Raw genomic sequence first — 18,432 nt, forward strand, 5'->3', positions numbered from 1 at the left:
TTGAGATGAGGAGTAAACATATACTTGTCTATACAAGACATAACAAGGATGCATTTAACAAAAAAGATACATTTTTGTTATATTGCGTCAGCAATCACGCTTTTCGCCAGCTGGAATCAGGAGGTGAAATGTCCCTGCAACCGGTAGCGGGAGCCGGGATAGAGCAGCCGCGCGTGGGAGACAATCTGCCCGGCGGACCAGGTGGTGCGGCGAATCAACAGACACGGTTCGTTCTCATTGATGTCCAGTAACGCGCACTCTTGCGCCGTGGCGCGGACCGCTTCGACAATGTGCTCCCCTTCCGAAAGCGGCGCCGCCTGCGACAGCCAGGCGTGCGGCGTGGTCTGGCTGTAATCCTGGGCCAGATAATCCGGCACGCTCTGCGCATTCACGCAGCGATCTTCAATCTGTACCGGCAGCGCATTTTCAAAATGCACCATCACGGAGTGAAAAATGGCCGTTCCTTCCGGCACGCCAAGCGCCGCCGCCTGCATGACGTTAGCGCGGGTTTTCTCCAGCGCCAGCACTTCGCAGTGATGCTGATGGGAACGGGAGGCGATCTCGTCGGCGATGCTGCGAATTTCAAACAGCGCGGACTGGCCCTTCGGCTCGGCGACGAAGGTGCCGACGCCCTGAAGCCGCACCAGCAGGCCTTCATCGGTCAGTTCGCGCAGCGCGCGGTTAATGGTCATCCGGCTGAAGCCATACTGCGCCACCAGCTCCGCCTCCGACGGGATCCTGTCGTGCGGCTGCCAGACGCCGCTGGCGATTTTTTCGCTGATCTCCCGTTTCACCGTCTCATAAAACGGCGCGGGGGCGGAACGGGATCGAAGGAGTGTCATGCGTACATTTCCCTTTTCGTCAAACCAGGTGCGCCGGATGGCGTCGCAGGCGACCGATCCGGCCTACGTTCGCCGCTGACCGGGCGCGTTATTGCCACCAGTGAATTATCTGCCAGGCAAGCCGCGCCGCAACGCGCGCCGCTCTGCCATCATTATCAAAGCGTGGATTAAATTCAACCATATCCACTGCCTGAAGCTTGCCGCTGCGACAAACCGGTTCAATAAGCCGCAGCAGCGTTAACAGCGGCACGCCTGGCGCAGCGGGCGCCGACACCGCTGGCATCTCCGCGGCAGGCAACACGTCGAGATCGACGGTCAGATAGAGTTTATCCACCCGCCCGATAAACGCCGCCAGCGCAGCCTGCGCGTTATCGCAGTGCAGATCTTCGACAATCGTCACTCTGCGCCTTGCCGCCTCCTCCCACAGCGCCAGAGTGTTCGCCGCCCGGCTGACGCCCAGACAGGCGTAATGAAACTCGCGCTGCTGCTGCTCGCAGAGCTGCGCCAGCTGACGAAACGGCGTACCGGAGGTGGCGCGTTCGGCATAACGCAGATCCAGATGCGCATCGCAGTTAATAATGCCGACCCGGGCGGACGGGAAGGCATCGAGCACGCCTGCGCCATGACCGAACGCCGTCTCATGTCCACCGCCGAGCACAAAGGTGCGCACGCTGGCCTCAAGACAGCGCTGCGCCGCCTGACGCAGCGCCTGCTGCGCGCCTTCCAGATCCGGCGATGGCGCCAGCAGGTTGCCGAGATCCACCAGCCGATCGTGCCCGGCATGGCTGGCAAGATTCGCCAGCGCCTTACGCAGCGCGTCCGGCCCCGCCGCCGCGCCGGGGCGTCCGTGATTACGCTTTACGCCTTCATCACAGGCAAAGCCCAGCAGGGCTATCCTGTCGCGATAATCTTCAGGGGCGAAAGCGCTGCTGACGGCGACAGTCTGAAACAGACGCCGCGCGCTGGCGGCCTCGGCGCTGTCGTCACGCCCCTGCCAGAGTTCAGGAGAAACGGCCTGCCATTGCGTCATCCTGCCTGCCCCCGATAAATGCGTTGATACAGCGGGTTGCGGCCCGGTTCGTAAACGATCTCCACCGGATGCGCCGCCTCCCAGACGTTAAAATCTGCGACATAGCCCGCCGCCAGTTGACCGTGCGTTGCCTCGCGCCCCAGAGCGCATGCGGCATGGCGCGTCACGCCCGCCCAGGCCTCTTCCGGCGTCAGGCCAAACTGCACGCAGGCCATATTCATTGCCAGATGCAGGCTGATAAACGGACTGGTGCCGGGGTTAAAATCGGTAGCAACCGCCATCGGCACCCGGTAGCGGCGAAGCAGATCGATGGGCGGCGTCTGTTTCTCTCTGAGGAAATAAAACGCCCCTGGCAGCAGCACGCCAACGGTGCCGCTGCGGCTCATCGCCGCCACCCCCGCCTCGTCCAGATACTCAATGTGGTCCGCAGAACGTCCGCGATAGCGACTGACCAGCTGCGCCCCGCCGAGCAGCGACAGCTGTTCGACGTGCCCTTTAACCGGGATGCCCAGCGCCTGCGCCGCGCGAAAGACGCGTTCGCTCTGCGCCACGCTAAAGCCGACGCTCTCGCAGAACAGATCGACCGTTTCAAACAGCCCTTTTTCCCACAGCTGCGGCAACAGGGTGTCGCAGACAAGGGAGAGATAACCGTCCGGATCGTCACGATACTCTGTCGGCGTGGCGTGAGCGGCCAGCAGCGTGGGACTGATTTCCATGACGTTCTCTGCGGCCAGCCGGGCGGCGACGCGCAGCATTTTCTCTTCGTTCGCCACATTCAGGCCGTAACCGGATTTCACCTCCAGCAGCGTCACGCCTTCGCCTGCCAGGCGCTGCATTCTTGGTCTGGCGATGCGGTAGAGTTCATCTTCTGAAGCCTTCCGGGTCGCTGACACGCTGGCGTTGATGCCGCCGCCCTGCGCGCTGATCTGCTGATAGGAGACGCCGTTCAGTCGCTGCTCCCATTCGCTGGCGCGGTTGCCGCCAAAAATCAGATGCGTATGGCAGTCAATCAGGCCGGGGGTCACCAGCCGTCCCTGCATATCGCGCGTATTCGCGTGGCTTGTCGGCAGTTGCGCCTGCGGGACAACGGCGACGATCGTTTCGCCGCGAACCACCAGCGCGTGATCCTCAAGCAGGCCATACGGCACGGTGATGTCCGGATTCAGGGTAGCCAGGCGAATATTTCGCCAGACCGTATCGTCGGGTAACAGTTGCGGCATACTTTCCCCACTTGTCTTAGGTTGTATAGACATTTATTTGAGATCGGGCGGGTGAAGTCAATGCGTAACGGCAAAAATGTTATTTAATTGTGACGCTGAAACGCGAAGAGTCTGCTAATGCTGAGTTAAAAAACAACTTTTTGGCTTTACGCCTTCCCGTTTCGCTCAACTTAGTATAAAAAAGCAGGCTTTAATGGAACACTTTCTTAGCCCGGAGCAACTCGTGAACACATCATCAGTTTCCCGTCTGGCGCTGGCACTGGCTTTTGGCGTGACGCTGACCGCCTGTAGCTCAACCCCGCCGGATCAAATTCCGTCCGATCAGACCGCGCCGGGTACTGCCTCGCGCCCGATTTTGTCGGCCAGCGAAGCGCAGAATTTTGTCGCGAAGCACTATTTTTCCTCGCTGACGCCGAATACCGCGCCGTGGACGCCATCGGCGATTAATCTGCCTGCGCAGCCTGATTTTGTCGTCGGCCCGGCCGGGACGTCGGGGGTGACCCATACCACTATTCAGGCTGCGGTAGACGCGGCAATCACCACCCGCACCAACAGACGTCTGTATATTGCGATTATGCCGGGCGAATATCCGGGTACCGTGTATATCCCCGCTGCGCCGGGCAGTCTGACGCTGTACGGCACCGGCGATAAGCCGCTGGATGTGAAAATTGGCGCGGCGATTGATGGTCAGATGGGGACTTCTGACTGGCGTCGGGTGGTGAATCCCGGCGGGAAATATATGCCTGGCAAACCGGCCTGGTATATGTTCGACAGCTGCCAGAGTAAACGCAGCGCCAGCATCGGCATGATGTGTTCCGCGGTGCTGTGGTCGCAGAATAACGGCCTGCAATTGCAGAACCTGACCGTTGAAAACAATCTGGGCGACAGCGTGGACGCCGGCAACCATCCGGCGGTAGCGCTGCGCAGCGATGGCGACAAAGTGCAGATCAACAACGTCAATATCCTCGGTCGCCAGAACACCTTCTTTGTCACCAACAGCGGCGTGCAGAACCGTCTGGTGAACGATCGCCAGACGCGCACTCTGGTGACCAACAGCTATATCGAAGGCGATGTCGATATCGTTTCCGGTCGCGGCGCAGTGGTGTTTGATAACACCGATTTCCGCGTGGTCAACTCCCGTACTCAGCAGGAAGCGTATGTGTTCGCCCCGGCAACGCTGTCGAACATCTATTACGGTTTCCTCGCCACCAACAGCCGCTTTACCGCCGCTGGCGATGGCGTCGCGCAGCTGGGCCGCTCGCTGGATGTCGACAGCAATACCAACGGCCAGGTGGTTATCCGCGACAGCGTGATCAACGAAGGCTTTAACCTGGCGAAGCCGTGGGCGGACGCAGTGATTTCTGGCCGTCCGTTCGCCGGTAACACCGGTACGCAGGATGAGAAAGGCGAGATTCAGCGTAATCTGAACGACGCCAGCTTTAACCGCATGTGGGAATACAATAACCGCGGCGTGGGCAGCAAAGTACTGGCGGAGCCAAAGCAGTAAAAACGCAGGCCGGATAAGACCGGCCTGATGACGCTACGCATAGCAGACCTGCGGGTCGTCACCTTACCGTGACGACCCGTTTTCACATCATGGCGTCAGACGCGCCCGGTTGAAATTAATCAGGCTGCCGGCTTTGATGATTTCGCGCTCCTCGGCGGTGAGACTTTCCATATACAGACTGATTTCGCCCACCGGCGCACCATCACGAATGACCCATGCCGTCATTTTTTCGCCGCAGCGCTCCAGCGCCGCGCGAATGCCGGGGATATAAATATAGTCGTCCACCTCAAACAACGGCGCTTCCGCCATTTGCAGCGGCAGCATTCCCCAGTTAATCACATTTGAGCGATAGCGTTTGGTGGCATATTCCTGCGCAATATTCGCCAGCCCGCCAATCACGCGCTGACAGCTTGCCGCCTGCTCGCGCGCAGAGCCATCGCCGGGCTTCACGGCATAAATCACGCTGCCAATACCGGTTTCAGCCGCAACCACCCGCTCCTGACCGGCGATTTGCCGTATACCCGCAAATACCGGGGCCAGCTCGTCCGTCTCTCCCGCCCGCCGCCGTTTCTCCAGCGCGGCGACCGCTTTGCTTCTGCCCACATACTCCGGGACGCGGCGCGACAGGGTAAATTCCGCCAGCCCCACCGGATTTGAACGATAAGAAGAGGTTTCGCCGGACGGAATAAGCTCATCGGTAGTGGTGACTTCGTCGAGGATTTTCGCGCACACCTTCAGCAGAATATTGTCGGTCAGCGCGCCCATTTCCGGCCAGTCTTTGATGTTCGGCCCGTAGATCAATGGCTGCGCGGTGGCGCCTTTCACAAAGCCCTGATAGACGCGATTCTGGTAGGGCGCAGGATCGAAGCGGTAGGCCGGTACGTTATCCCAGCAGTCCAGCTCCGTTGCGGCGGTGAGCACGCCGCCGTTCGCCGCGGTGGCGGCCACGGAACGTGCGTCCATCAGCGCGACGGCGGACATCTGACCGTTGCCCGGTTTCGAGCCCTCGCGGTTGGGGAAGTTACGCGTGGTATGACGAATGCTGAGTCCGTTATTCACCGGCGTGTCGCCCGCACCAAAGCAGGGGCCGCAGAAGGCGGTGCGAATAATCGCGCCTGCGCCCATCAGATCGCTGACCATCCCCTGCTTCGCCAGCGCCATAAATACCGGCTGTGAGGAGGGATAAACGGACAGCGAGAAGGCGTCGTCCCCGCATGAATGTCCGCGCAGCGCGTTGGCGGCAGCCACCACATTCTCATAGTTGCCGCCGGAACAGCCGGCAATGATCCCCTGCTGCACCTTCAGACGACCGTTTTCGATTTTATCAAGCAGCGAAAGCCCGGCCTTCCCTTGCGCAATGCGCTGCGCGTCAACTTCAACCTGGTGCAGAATATCGCTTAAGTTCTCCTGCAACGTTGCTATTTCATAGACGTTGCTCGGATGGAAAGGCAAGGCAATCATTGGTCTGATAGCGCTCAGATCCACCGAGATGCAGCCGTCATAATAGGCAAGCGGCTGCGGCGCCAGCGGCCGATAGGCCTCTTCGCGTCCGTGCAGGGCCAGCCACTGCTGAATTTCTTCATCGGTCTGCCAGACGGAGCTGAGACAGGTCGTTTCCGTGGTCATGACGTCGACGCTGTTACGGAAATCTGCGGAGAGGTTGCGGATGCCCGGCCCGACAAACTCCATCACTTTATTTTTAACGTAGCCGTTTTTGAACACCGCGCCAATAATCGCCAGCGCCACGTCCTGCGGGCCGACGCCCGGCGCCGGTTTACCGGTCAGCCAGACCGCCACCACGCCCGGATAATCGCAGTCCCAGGTGTCATTCAACAGCTGTTTAACCAGTTCGCCGCCCCCTTCACCAATGGCCATCGTCCCCAGCGCGCCATAGCGGGTATGGCTGTCTGAACCGAGGATCATCTTCCCGCCGCCGGCCATCATTTCGCGCATGTACTGATGGATGACCGCGATGTGCGGCGGCACAAAAATACCGCCATAACGCTGCGCCGCCGACAGGCCAAACTGGTGATCGTCGCCGTTTATCGTCCCCCCGACGGCGCACAGTGAATTATGGCAGTTGGTCAGAACATAGGGCAGTGGAAACCGCTCCATACCGGAGGCCTTCGCCGTCTGAATAATGCCGACAAAGGTAATATCATGAGAGGTGAGCGCATCAAATTTAATTTTGAGCTTGCGCATGTCGCCGGAGGTATTATGCGCCGCCAGGATCGACCAGGCGATAGTGCCTTTTTTAGCATCGTCTTTACGGACTGCGCCGGAATAGTGTTCTTCAGCAATTATCGCGTTATTGTCGCTGAGATAGATCCCTTTCTCATATAACTTAATCATTACAAACTCCGTACCGCTATTAGTGATTACAGCATGTTCCAGCCGATAAGCAGGTTCCACCACCAGACGCCCAGCGTGATATGAACCAGGAAAGTGAAGAATGTCAGCATGGCGCCAACCAGCCACCACGATTTAATGTCGTTATATCCCACGCCGAAAATAACCGGGCCGGCAGCGCCGCCGTAATGGGTTACCATGCCGCCGTAGGAGTTGGAAAAAAGCAGCGCCAGCGCGGTTAACATTAATGGCGCGCCAGAAACGTTTGCCAGCATGGCGAAGACCGGCATCATCGCCACAATATAGGCGCTGCCGGAGGCAAAGAAATAACGCACGATAATGCTGAGAAACAGAATGATAAAAAATGCGATATTGCTGTGGTTATCAAAGGAAATATTATTTTTGAAAAGCTCGGCCAGCCAGTCAAAAAATTTCACTTTCGATAATAATGAACTCAGACCAATAATGCCGCCGTACCAGATTAAGGTATTCCAGCCGCCTTTATTTTTGACCACGTCGTCCCAGCTCACCACGCCCAGCAGAAGCATCGCCCCCATCACCACGATAGCCACCGTGGATTCATCAATACCGAGACTTTTACTGAAGATCCATCCCAGCAGTGCGAGAACGAAAATGCCCAGCAGCATTTTTTCACGCACTTTCATCGGCCCTAAATTCTCCAGTCCCGCCCGGGCGATGGTTTTATTATCTACTTTCTTAATTTCCGGCGGGTACATGAAATAGATAACCAGCGGCGCTAACAGCAACATTACTATCCCAGGCAGCAAAGCTGCCAGCGCCCATCCGCCCCAACTGATCTGCAGGTGACAGATGTCGTTGATCATTTTTAGCGCCAGAATATTTCCCGCCATCGCGGTAAAAAACATATAGCTGGTGGTCTTGGTCACCATATATACCGTCATCATCAGGTAATGCCCGACGCGACGCGGACTTTTATCAGGTTCCGATCCCAGCGCCACCGCCACGCTGTTGATAATGGGCAGGACAATCCCCCCTGCCCGCGCCGTATTTGACGGAGTCGCCGGAGCGAGCACCAGGTCGAGAAAAACAGTGACGTAGCCCAACCCCAGCGTGGTGTTGCCGATTTTACCGATCAGGATGTAGGCGATGCGTTTACCCAGCCCGGTAGTGACAAAAGCGGCGCTCAGGGTAAAGGCGGAGAACACCAGCCACGTCGTGCCGGAGGCATAACCGCTCAGCACGCTGCTGGTCTTAAACTGACCGGCGCCTAAATTGCCGACCACCACCATTGATGCCGCAACGGCCATCAATAACACAACTGGCTCCGGGAAAGGTTTAATGACCAGCCCGACGATCGCCGCCAGATAAATGCCAAACAGCACCCAGGCCAGCTCGCTTAAACCGGCAGGCGCAGGCAGTAAACCTATCACGCAAGGGATCGCTAATATCGTTATTAGCTTCCATAATGATTTCACATTCATTTTTATGTCCTGATGGATCTGTACAGAAATAGACAGCTGTCTGTTCGACTTTCCTTAATCACAACGAAATGTGTTTTGGCACTTACGGAAGATAAACGTCTCCGGAAAATATTTTCCTTGCGGTGCGAATAACGGAAGCGCGAAGCGTTGTTGGATCGTCACTTTCATTGCTTAACTGAATATCGAGGCTGCCGCCCGGATGCTCGAGGGTAATTTTGCCGTGGCCGGGGAACGGAATGATCTGACGGGTTACGGTACCGGCAATCGCGCAGCTGCTGGCGATAGCAATCGCGCCGGTTATCGCCAGCGCTTTATGGCAGGCGTGCGGCATGAAATAACGCACATTCAGGGTGCCGCCTTTTTGTGGTGGAGAAATTAATACGGGTTTCGGAATCACCTTATCCGCGACATCGCCCAGCCCCATCGCCAGCCCTGCCTGCAGACGAATAGACTCGATTCGCGCCAGAAGCTGCGCATCGCCGTCCAGCTCCGCCGCCGTTTCATAGCCGGTTTTACCTAAATAGTCGGCGGGAATCATCACTACCGGCATCGCCATATCGATGCAGGTGGTCGGCACCGCGTCAAAATAGTTAAGCGGCTGACCGGTCGGGAAAAGCCTGCCGGTTTTCGCCCCGGCGGCATTGAGGAAAGTCAGCGCGACGGGGGCCGCGGTTCCCGGTACGCCGTCGATTCTGACCGTTCCTTCATAATTCACCGCGCCGTTCGGCGTCTGTACGTCCGCTTCAATAAGGGTATGGGTATTCACGTTGCGGATGCGTATCCGGGTAACAGGGGTACTGGCGGCAACCAGCCCTTGCTCTATAGCAAATGCGCCGACGGCGCAGAGCATGTTGCCGCAGTTTGGCGTGGTATCGACGCGCTGCTCATGGACCAGCACCTGAGCAAACAGGTAATCGATATCGGCATCAGGGGCGGCGGAGCGGCTGACGATGGCAACCTTGCTGGTCAGGGGATTTCCCCCGCCGATACCGTCAATCTCCAGCTCATTTCCCGATCCCATAATCGATATTAATACCGCGTCGCGTTGAGCCGTATCCTCAGGCAGATCCTCAGCCCGTAAAAATGCGCCGCGCGAGGTTCCTCCACGCATCATTACGCAGGGTATTTTTTTCACGTCAGTGTCCTCAATAATTATTACGCAAAACAGAATTACACGTGAAAAACGGCCTGGCTAATGACTTTGATTTTCCTATTAGTGACTTTTATTTATTAATCATCCTGCGTGGACTAAAGGTAAACTGAGGCCTGTTCCCGGGCTGGCGACGCCGGCTTTTTTATTTGTGGAGTGGCAATGAAACACGAACTATCAAGTATGAAAGCGTTTGTCACGCTGGCAGAGTCAGAATCTTTTAACAATGCTGCAAAATTACTTAATATTACGCAACCTGCATTAACGCGCAGAATAAAAAAGATGGAAGAAGATTTACAGGTAATTCTTTTTGAACGGACAACGCGTAAAGTTACGTTAACAAAAGCGGGCAAAATGCTGTTACCGGAAGCGCGGGAGATAATTAAAAAACTTGATGAAATGTTATTTAATATTCGCGAAATGAATACACATCAGCGAGGCAGAATCACCCTGTCCTGTATTCCGACGGCGGTGTTCTATTTTTTGCCGCAGGCCATAGGGAAATTTAATGAGTTATACCCCAATATTAATGTGCGCATTATGGAACAGGGTACGCATAATTGCATGGAGTCCGTTCTTTGCAATGAGGCTGACTTCGGCATAAACATGAACAACATCACAAATTCATCGATAGACTTTACCCCGCTGGTGAACGAACCGTTCGTCCTGGCATGTCGGCGCGATCATCCCCTCGCCAGCAGACAGCTGGTTGAATGGCAGGAACTGGTGAATCACACGCTGATCGGCGTGCGCTCGTCGAGCGGAAACCGGCTGCTGATAGAGCAACAGCTGGCGGACAAGCCCTGGAAGCTGGAGTGGTTTTATGAGGTTCGCCATCTGTCCACCTCGCTCGGTCTGGTCGAAGCGGGGCTTGGCGTGTCGGCACTGCCGGGGCTGGCGATGCCGCAGATGCCGCACCCGACGCTGCTCGGCATTCCGCTGGTCGAACCGGTCATCCGTCGCACGCTGGGCATCATTCGCCGTAAAGACGCGGTTCTCTCGCCGCCTGCGGAGCGCTTTTTTACCCTGCTGCTGAACTTATGGACCGACCAGAGCGATCTGCTATGGCGTCCGGTTTCGGAGTGAGCGCCCCTGCCGGATGGCGGCAGCGCCCAATCCACTCCGCATTGTCGCGTTTATTCGGCCAGGAAAGTCCCTCCCGGCCCGTTTACGCGGCTTAAAACGCGTTAACCACGACCCACATCGGACCCTGGCCTACCGCATAGCGCCCTTTTTCGGTTAATAATCCCTGCGCGCCGCTAATTTCATATACCGCGATATGGTGCGATTTCTGCCCGGCGGCAATCAGGTATTTACCGCTGTGATCGATGTTAAAGCCGCGCGGCTGCGTTTCAGTGGGCTGGAAGCCCTCTTTGCTCAGAACGCTGCCATCTTCTGAAACGTTGAACACGGTGATAATGCTGGCGGTACGGTCACAGGCATACAGGTGACGACCGTCCGGCGTAATGTGAATGTCCGCCGCCCAGCGGGTATCGGCGAAATCGGCGGGCATCATATCCAGCGTCTGGACGCACTCAATTTTGCCATGCGGATCTTTCAGCTCCCAGACGTCAACGGAGCTGTTCAGCTCATTTATGCAGTAGGCATACTGCTGGTTTGGATGGAACACCATATGGCGCGGACCGGCGCCCTCTACGGTGATGACTTCCGCTGGCTCCTGCGCCTGCAGCCTGCCGTCATCGCTGAGGGTAAACAGGCAGATGCGATCCTGCTTCAGCGCGGGCACCCACAGGGTGCGATTGTCCGGCGCAATATTGGCCGAATGACACCCTTCCAGCCCTTCAATCACCTCCACAACGCCGACGGGCAGCCCCTCCTCCAGACGCGTGACGCTGACGTTGCCCGCGTTATACGAGCCGACAAAAACAAAACGGCCATGACGATCGGTTGAGATATGGGTCGGACTCCCCGGCAGCGGGGATTCGGCGGCGAAGGTCAGCGCGCCGTCATCCGGAGCGATACGATAGGCCAGCACGCGGAACTCAGGACGCACGCCAACGTACAGATAACGTTTATCCGGGCTGACCACCATTGGCTGAACCTGTCCGGGGACATCCACAACCTGAACCAGCGTCAGCGCGCCGTCATGACTGAGGCTCCAGACGTGGATCTGCTGGCTTTCAGGGCTGGCGGTATAAACTGTTTGCTTCATGAATACTCCTTGGCTTTTGGCAACGTCTGCAATTTACCAACGTAGTCGGTTTTGTCAGGAAATGCTGAATTAATTTGTCCGCTTCCCGTCCCGGTGTACCATTCGGGCAGACGACATTCTCAACATTTATCTGGATAAGTTTATGACTGCGCGCGTAATTGCCCTTGATTTAGATGGAACCTTACTGACTCCGCAAAAAACTCTGCTCCCCTCTTCTCTTGAAGCGCTCTCACGGGCCAGAGACGCGGGCTATCAACTTATCATCGTCACAGGACGTCATCACGTTGCGATTCATCCTTTTTATCAGGCGCTGGCGCTGGATACACCTGCAATTTGCTGTAATGGCACCTATTTGTATAATTATCATGCAAAAAGCGTCATCGAAGCCGACCCGATGCCCGTCGATCAGGCGCTGCAACTGATCGACATGCTGGATGAACAGCAGATCCACGGCTTGATGTACGTTGATGAGGCCATGCTGTATGAACGCCCGACCGGACACGTGATCCGCACCGCCAACTGGGCGCAAACGCTGCCGCCGGAGCAGCGTCCGGTCTTTACCCAGGTGCCTTCACTGGCGCAGGCGGCGCGTGAGGTCAACGCGGTATGGAAGTTTGCGCTGACGGATGAAAATATTACCCGGCTCCAGCAGTTCAGCAGGCAGGTTGACCTTGAGCTGGGGCTGGAGTGTGAATGGTCGTGGCACGATCAGGTCGACATCGCCCGTCGGGGCAACAGCAAAGGCAAGCGCCTGAAGCAGTGGATCGAATCACAGGGCGGATCGATGGAAAATGTTATTGCTTTTGGCGATAACTACAACGACATCAGTATGCTGGAAGCGGCGGGCACCGGCGTGGCGATGGGCAATGCCGACGAGGCGGTAAAAGCCCACGCTAACGTTGTGATTGGCGACAACACCACCGACAGCATCGCCCGCTTTATCTATACCCACCTGCTGTAGTCAGGCGGTTATCGATACGCTCTTGATTTGCGCGTACAGCCAGAGGCCGGGCTTGATGGTCAGTTCATCCCTGGCCCACGGGCTGATCCGCGCCCACAGGGTTTTCCCGCCGACCTCAAGCTGGACCTCAACCTGGCCGTCAACGTCATAGCAGTTCGCCACTTTAGCGCGCAAAACGTTACGAATGCTGCTCTGCTGCGGCGGCTGGAGCACCAGCGAGACGTCTGATGCCTGAATGCGGATGCGCAGCGCGGTGTGCAACGGCTCATCAAGCTTATTGACCCATACGTGCTGATCGCCCAGCGCCAGCGCCGTCATCGCATAATGCGGATGGTGTTCCAGTACGCTGACCTTCAGAATGCTGCTCTGCTGCTCCTTCGGCAGCCACGGATGCATCACGCTGCTGCCCCAGACCTCCTCCAGCGCGCCGAACGCTTTAACCTGCCCGTTCTCCAGCACCATAACTTTATCCGCCAGGTGGAGGATTTCATCCAGCGAGTGGCTGACATAGAGCATCGGAATATTGATTTCCCGCGCCAGCCGTTGCAGATAGGGCAGCAGCTCGCGTTTGCGTGGAATATCTAACGAGGCTAACGGTTCGTCGAGCAACAGCAGTTCCGGGGCGGTCAGCAGCGCGCGACCAATCGCCACCCGCTGTTTTTCGCCGCCGGAGAGACCGCCCGGCAGCCTGTCGAGCAGCGGCTCAATGCCCAGCAGCGCCACCAGCTTATCGAACTGGCTGACCATGCTTTTCGCCATGCCGTAGCGCAGATTGCCGCGCACTTTATAGTGCGGAAACAGACGCGCATCCTGAAAAACGTAGCCCACCCGCCGCTTTTCCGGCGTCAGGCAGATGCCGTTTTCCGCATCATTGAGCACCCGCCCGTTAAGCACGATGCGCCCTTTTTGCGGCTTCGTCAGGCCGCTGATGGCGTTAATCAGCGATGTTTTCCCGGCGCCGGAAACGCCAAAAATGGCGGTGATCCCGCTGGCGGGCAGCGTTTCGTCGATTGTCAGGCAGTGGGCGCCCAGCGTCTGGCTAAAATGAAGTTCCAGCATGTTTATCGCCCCGTCCGCGCGCGGCTGACGCGCGCCAGCCATTCAGAAATCAGCAATGAAATCAGCGCCAGCACAATGGAGATGACGCACAGCCGCGCCGCCGCGCTTTCGCCGCCGGGGGTCTGGATCAGGGTGTACATCGCCGAAGGTATGGTTCGCGTTTCACCAGGAATATTGGAAACGAAGGTAATGGTGGCGCCAAACTCGCCGAGCGAGCGGGCAAACGCCAGCACGGTGCCGACAATGATTCCCGGCAGCGTCAGCGGTAGGGTGATGGTGAAAAACACGCGCCAGCGTCCGGCGCCGAGCGTACGGGCGGCCTGCTCCAGCTTCATGTCCACGCCTTCCAGCGCCAGACGGATGGCGCGCACCATCAGGGGGAAGGACATCACCGCCGCCGCCAGCACCGCGCCGCGCCAGTTGAAGGCAAAGGTGACGCCAAACCAGTCGTACAACCACTGACCGATAGCTCCCCGCCGTCCCATTGAGATCAGCAGCAGATACCCCACCACGACCGGCGGCAGTACCAGCGGCAGATGCAGAACGCTGTCCAGCAGCGCTTTACCCGGAAACCGGCAGCGCACCAGCAGCCAGGCAAAAAAGATCCCAAACGGCAGACTAAACAGCACAGCCAGGGAAGACACTTTCAGGCTCAGCAGAACAGCCTGCCATTCAGGATCGGTCAATATCATGACTTGGTCGTAAATCCGTAACGTTTAAATATCCCGGCGGCCTGCGGCCCTTTCAGATAATCATAAAAGGCGCTAACCGTCGCATTTTTATGTCCATCGACAATGGCGATGGGGTATTCCACTTTCTTGTGCGAATCTTCAGGGAAGGTCGCCACCACCTTCACGCCCTTACTGGCGACGGCGTCGGAACCGTAAACGATGCCCAGCGGCGCTTCGTTACGCTCCACCAGCGCCAGCGCGCCGCGCACATCTTCGGCAGGCGCAAGCTTCGGCGACAGCGTTTCCCACGCCCCCAGCTTTTGCAGGGCTTCTTTGGCGTAAATGCCTGCCGGAACGTGCTCCGGGTCGCCCACCGCCAGACGTCCGCCGTTCAGCAGGCGGGTCCAGTTGGTTTTTGCATCGATGTTGAAATCCTGCTGCGCGCTCGCTTTCGGCGCCACCACCACCAGACTGTTACCCAGCAGTGTCTGACGCGAACCGGCGTCGATCGCTTTTTTATCCGCCGCGTAATCCATCCATTTCTGGTCAGCAGAAATAAACAGATCCGCCGGCGCGCCAGCCTCTATCTGGCGCGCCAGCGTAGACGAAGAGGCAAAGGAAGAAACAACATCAACGTTCGCCTCTTTTTTGTAGGCGGCGGCGATATCCTGCATCGCATTGGTCAGCGACGCCGCCGCAAAAACGGTGATTTTTGTCTCCTGCGCCAGAGCGTGTCCGGCGAGCGTTAGAGAAAGTGTTGCCCCGGCAAACAGGCGTAGCCATGAACGTGCCATTGTAATGCTCCTGTGAGTATCGTTATGTAGGCAATAATATAACGATTATTCGAGGCATTTCCCAGCGCTTAATGTTACCCATTCGGGCGGACGCTGGAAATTATCGGCAGGAAACGCGGGAACTTGAGCAACAATACGCGATGGCGTGTGGCTGTCCGGAAGAATGTAGAGAAGAAAACGCCCGACTGTGCGGGCATTCAGGGAAATTAATGGTTCTGCCTGGATCGGTCTTTCTGACCGATGCCGGAAAAAAGGTTAAACACTTCACCCAGACCGTAAATCAGCCCCAGGATAATGGCCATCACCACGGGTACCATGATTACGGCGAATACCAGACTTTTCAATAACTCTAACATGGTCATCTCCTGATTCAGTTCTTTTAGTATTCTAACGGCATCCCGGAGAAAAGCACTCCCCTTTTGTGCGGTCGGCTTTGCGCACGCCGGGTTTTCCGTCACAATAGTCTTTTTACCAGGATCTTGTTATGCAAGCCGAAATCCTTCTGACCCTGAAACTCCAGCAGAAACTGTTCGCCGACCCCCGACGCATCTCTTTGCTCAAGCATATCGCGCTTTCCGGCTCCATAAGTCAGGGCGCAAAAGACGCGGGCATCAGCTATAAAAGCGCCTGGGACGCGATTAACGAAATGAATCAGCTCAGCGAGCAGACGCTGGTGGAACGCGCGACCGGCGGCAAGGGCGGCGGCGGCGCGGTGTTAACCCGTTACGGCCAGCGTCTGATCCAGCTCTACGATCTGCTGGCGCAAATCCAGCAAAAAGCGTTCGACGTGCTGAGCGACGACGACGCGTTACCGCTGAATAGTCTGCTGGCCGCCATTTCCCGTTTTTCTTTGCAAACCAGCGCCCGTAACCAGTGGTTCGGTACGGTCACCGCCCGCGATCGCGACCAGGTACAGCAGCATATTGAGGTGCTGCTGGCCGATGGCGAAACCCGGCTGAAGGCGGCGATTACCGCGCAAAGCGGCGAGCGCCTGGGGCTTAACGAGGGCAAAGAGGTGCTCGTTTTGCTGAAAGCGCCGTGGGTCGGCCTTACCCAGGATGAGGCCGTGGCGCGGGCGGCGGATAATCAGCTTAAGGGGACGATTCATCATATTGAACGCGGTACCGAGCAGTGCGAAGTGCTGATGACTCTGCCGGACAGTCAGACGTTGTGCGCGACGGTGCCGGTTGCCAATGCCGCAGAGCTTGCCCCGGGCGACACCGTGACGGCATTTTTTAACGCCGATAAAGTGATTATCGCAACGCTCTGTTGAGCTTCAGCCCCGCAGTGCAGTGCCTGATGGCGCTACGCTTATCAGGCCTACAGGATCCTCACCATTCGTGGGCCGGATATCCGGCAACAAACAACCCCAACCCCCCGTAGGCCGGATAAGGCGCAACGCGCCGCCATCCGGCATTAAACAACCTCCCCCACCCGTAGGCCGGATAAGGCGTAACGCACCGCCATCCGGCAATAAACAACCCCATCCCCACGTAGGCCGGATAAGGCGCAGCGCGCCGCCATCCGGCATTAAACCACATTGACATTCCTCTTCAGACAAAGTATCCCTGTCATTCATCGCTGCAAAAAATGGGATACAAAATGTCATTATTGCAAATTTCACAAGGCACGTTTCGTCTGAGCGATACAAAAACGCTTCAGCTGGACTCCGTTTCGTTAAACGCTGGCGAAAGCTGGGCGTTTGTTGGCGCCAACGGCAGCGGCAAGTCGGCGCTGGCCCGCGCGCTGGCGGGCGAACTCCCTTTGCTTAAGGGGGAACGTCTGTGTCACTTCAGACGCATCGCCCACCTCTCTTTCGAACAATTGCAAAAGCTGGTCAGCGACGAATGGCAGCGCAACAACACCGATCTGCTCGGCCCCGGCGAGGACGATACCGGACGCACCACCGCAGACATTATTCAGGACGAGGTGAAAAATCCGGATCGCTGCAACGAACTGGCGCAGCAGTTTGGCATCTCTCATCTGCTTACGCGTCGCTTTAAATATCTCTCCACCGGCGAGACGCGCAAAACCCTGCTCTGCCAGGCGTTGATGTCCGATCCCGACTTACTCATTCTCGACGAACCGTTCGACGGTCTGGACGTGGCCTCACGCCAGCAGCTGGCGGCGTTGCTCGAAACATTGCATCACTCCGGCATCACCCTGGCGCTGGTATTAAACCGCTTTGATGAAATCCCCGATTTCGTCCAGTATGCCGGTGTGCTGGCCGACTGCGCCTTAACGCAAACCGGCGAGAAAACGGCGCTTTTACAGCAGGCATTAATCGCCCAGCTTGCCCACAGCGAACGTCTGCAGGGCGTGTCGTTACCCGAACCGGACGAGCCTGCCGCGGGGCAGCATCTACCGGCCGACCAACCGCGAATTATCCTGCGCGACGGCGTCGTCTCCTATAACGACCGCCCGGTGCTTCATCATCTGAGCTGGCAGGTCAATCCTGGTGAACACTGGCAAATCGTTGGCCCCAACGGCGCGGGAAAATCGACGCTGCTCAGCCTGATAACCGGCGATCATCCGCAGGGCTACAGCAACGATCTGACGCTGTTTGGCCGCCGTCGCGGCAGTGGGGAGACCATCTGGGATATCAAAAAACATATCGGCTACGTCAGCAGCAGCCTCCATCTCGACTATCGCGTCAGCACCACCCTGCGTAACGTTATCCTCTCCGGCTATTTCGACTCTATCGGCATTTATCAGGCCGTTTCCGACCGGCAGCAGAAGCTTACGCAGCAGTGGCTGGAGATCCTCGGCATGGATAAGCGCACCGCGGACGCGCCGTTTCACAGCCTCTCATGGGGACAGCAACGGCTGGCGCTGATCGCCCGCGCGCTGGTGAAGCACCCGACGCTGTTGATTCTGGATGAACCGCTGCAGGGGCTGGACCCGCTTAACCGCCAGCTCGTTCGCCGTTTTGTCGACGTGCTGATTAGCGAAGGCGACACCCAACTGCTGTTTGTCTCGCATCATGCCGAAGATGCTCCCGCCTGCATCACCCATCGTCTTGCCTTCGTGCCGCAGAACGAAGGCTACGCTTATCAACAAACCCGTCTGCGTTAATCTCCCGCCATCTGCCGGTTTGCGCCCTTTTTCGGATTAAAGGCGCAATCGCAGACAAAGGTGATGATTTACAATTAAAAATCCAGGAGTAAATGGGATGAAAGCGTTAGTGTAAACGATTCCACTATTTTATTCCGT

At 57.3% G+C, this 18,432-nt stretch carries 16 protein-coding genes; 5 read left to right on the forward strand and 11 right to left on the reverse strand.

All coding sequences use genetic code 11. From position 1 onward, the window contains the following. Positions 1-116: 116 nt before the first annotated feature. From K7R23_RS22615 to hutI, 3 genes are all read right to left on the reverse strand, one after another. Positions 117-842: a histidine utilization repressor gene (locus K7R23_RS22615; protein WP_012905100.1), complete on the reverse strand. Its 726-nt coding sequence runs from the start codon at positions 840-842 to the stop codon at positions 117-119. A gap of 88 nt (positions 843-930) precedes the next feature. Further along, positions 931-1,872, reverse strand: coding sequence for a formimidoylglutamase (gene hutG, locus K7R23_RS22620; protein ID WP_012905099.1), 942 nt, complete (start codon positions 1,870-1,872; stop codon positions 931-933). Further along, complete coding sequence (gene hutI / locus K7R23_RS22625; protein ID WP_012905098.1) at positions 1,869-3,092, reverse strand: imidazolonepropionase; 1,224 nt, start codon at positions 3,090-3,092, stop codon at positions 1,869-1,871. The genes hutG and hutI overlap by 4 nt, the downstream gene beginning before the upstream one ends. 223 nt (positions 3,093-3,315) lie before the next feature. Between hutI and K7R23_RS22630 the strand changes: the two genes are divergently transcribed. Continuing rightward, the gene (locus tag K7R23_RS22630) at positions 3,316-4,599 is read left to right on the forward strand and encodes a putative acyl-CoA thioester hydrolase (protein WP_012905097.1); all 1,284 of its coding nucleotides are present in this window, start codon (positions 3,316-3,318) and stop codon (positions 4,597-4,599) included. An 87-nt stretch (positions 4,600-4,686) separates the two neighbouring features. On the opposite strand, the gene K7R23_RS22635 is transcribed toward K7R23_RS22630, so the two are convergent. The 3 genes from K7R23_RS22635 to K7R23_RS22645 all read right to left on the reverse strand — a co-directional run bounded on the left by K7R23_RS22635 (position 4,687) and on the right by K7R23_RS22645 (position 9,546). Further along, positions 4,687-6,951 carry a hydratase gene (locus K7R23_RS22635; protein WP_012905096.1) on the reverse strand — a complete coding sequence of 755 codons (2,265 nt, stop codon included), beginning with the start codon at positions 6,949-6,951 and terminating at the stop codon, positions 4,687-4,689. A gap of 26 nt (positions 6,952-6,977) precedes the next feature. Further along, positions 6,978-8,411, reverse strand: a complete 1,434-nt coding sequence (locus tag K7R23_RS22640; protein ID WP_012905095.1) for an anion permease — start codon at positions 8,409-8,411, stop codon at positions 6,978-6,980. An 82-nt stretch (positions 8,412-8,493) separates the two neighbouring features. Next, positions 8,494-9,546, reverse strand: coding sequence for a 4-oxalomesaconate tautomerase (locus K7R23_RS22645; RefSeq protein WP_012905094.1), 1,053 nt, complete (start codon positions 9,544-9,546; stop codon positions 8,494-8,496). A 177-nt stretch (positions 9,547-9,723) separates the two neighbouring features. Between K7R23_RS22645 and K7R23_RS22650 the strand changes: the two genes are divergently transcribed. Beyond that, positions 9,724-10,647, forward strand: a complete 924-nt coding sequence (locus K7R23_RS22650; RefSeq protein WP_012905093.1) for a LysR family transcriptional regulator — start codon at positions 9,724-9,726, stop codon at positions 10,645-10,647. Between the two features lie 91 nt (positions 10,648-10,738). Here K7R23_RS22650 and pgl read toward each other — a convergent pair whose 3' ends face one another. Then, a complete protein-coding gene (pgl, locus tag K7R23_RS22655) occupies positions 10,739-11,734 on the reverse strand; it encodes a 6-phosphogluconolactonase (RefSeq protein WP_012905092.1) in 996 nt (331 codons plus the stop codon). A 142-nt stretch (positions 11,735-11,876) separates the two neighbouring features. On the opposite strand from pgl, the gene K7R23_RS22660 reads away from it, so the two are divergent. After that, positions 11,877-12,695 (forward strand): pyridoxal phosphatase, encoded by an 819-nt coding sequence (locus K7R23_RS22660; protein ID WP_012905091.1) that lies wholly within the window; start codon positions 11,877-11,879, stop codon positions 12,693-12,695. Here the strand turns inward: K7R23_RS22660 and modC are convergent, their stop codons facing one another. From modC to K7R23_RS22680, 4 genes are all read right to left on the reverse strand, one after another. Next, positions 12,696-13,754, reverse strand: coding sequence for a molybdenum ABC transporter ATP-binding protein ModC (gene modC / locus K7R23_RS22665; RefSeq protein ID WP_012905090.1), 1,059 nt, complete (start codon positions 13,752-13,754; stop codon positions 12,696-12,698). A gap of 2 nt (positions 13,755-13,756) precedes the next feature. Then, positions 13,757-14,446 (reverse strand): molybdate ABC transporter permease subunit, encoded by a 690-nt coding sequence (gene modB, locus K7R23_RS22670; protein WP_012905089.1) that lies wholly within the window; start codon positions 14,444-14,446, stop codon positions 13,757-13,759. Continuing rightward, entirely contained in the window at positions 14,443-15,219 is a 777-nt protein-coding gene (gene modA, locus K7R23_RS22675; protein ID WP_012905088.1) for a molybdate ABC transporter substrate-binding protein, read from the reverse strand. Before modA ends, modB begins: the two co-directional genes overlap by 4 nt. Before the next feature lie 206 nt (positions 15,220-15,425). Further along, a complete protein-coding gene (locus K7R23_RS22680; protein ID WP_024132548.1) occupies positions 15,426-15,575 on the reverse strand; it encodes an AcrZ family multidrug efflux pump-associated protein in 150 nt (49 codons plus the stop codon). 128 nt (positions 15,576-15,703) lie between these two features. Here K7R23_RS22680 and modE point away from each other — a divergent pair, with 128 nt between their 5' ends. Next, on the forward strand, positions 15,704-16,492 hold the full coding sequence (gene modE, locus K7R23_RS22685; protein ID WP_012905086.1) for a molybdenum-dependent transcriptional regulator: 789 nt from the start codon (positions 15,704-15,706) through the stop codon (positions 16,490-16,492). Between the two features lie 329 nt (positions 16,493-16,821). Next, positions 16,822-18,294, forward strand: a complete 1,473-nt coding sequence (modF, locus tag K7R23_RS22690; RefSeq protein WP_012905085.1) for a molybdate ABC transporter ATP-binding protein ModF — start codon at positions 16,822-16,824, stop codon at positions 18,292-18,294. The last annotated feature ends 138 nt before the right edge of the window (positions 18,295-18,432 follow it).

The sequence above is a fragment of the Citrobacter rodentium NBRC 105723 = DSM 16636 genome (assembly GCF_021278985.1).
Taxonomy (GTDB): domain Bacteria; phylum Pseudomonadota; class Gammaproteobacteria; order Enterobacterales; family Enterobacteriaceae; genus Citrobacter_A; species Citrobacter_A rodentium.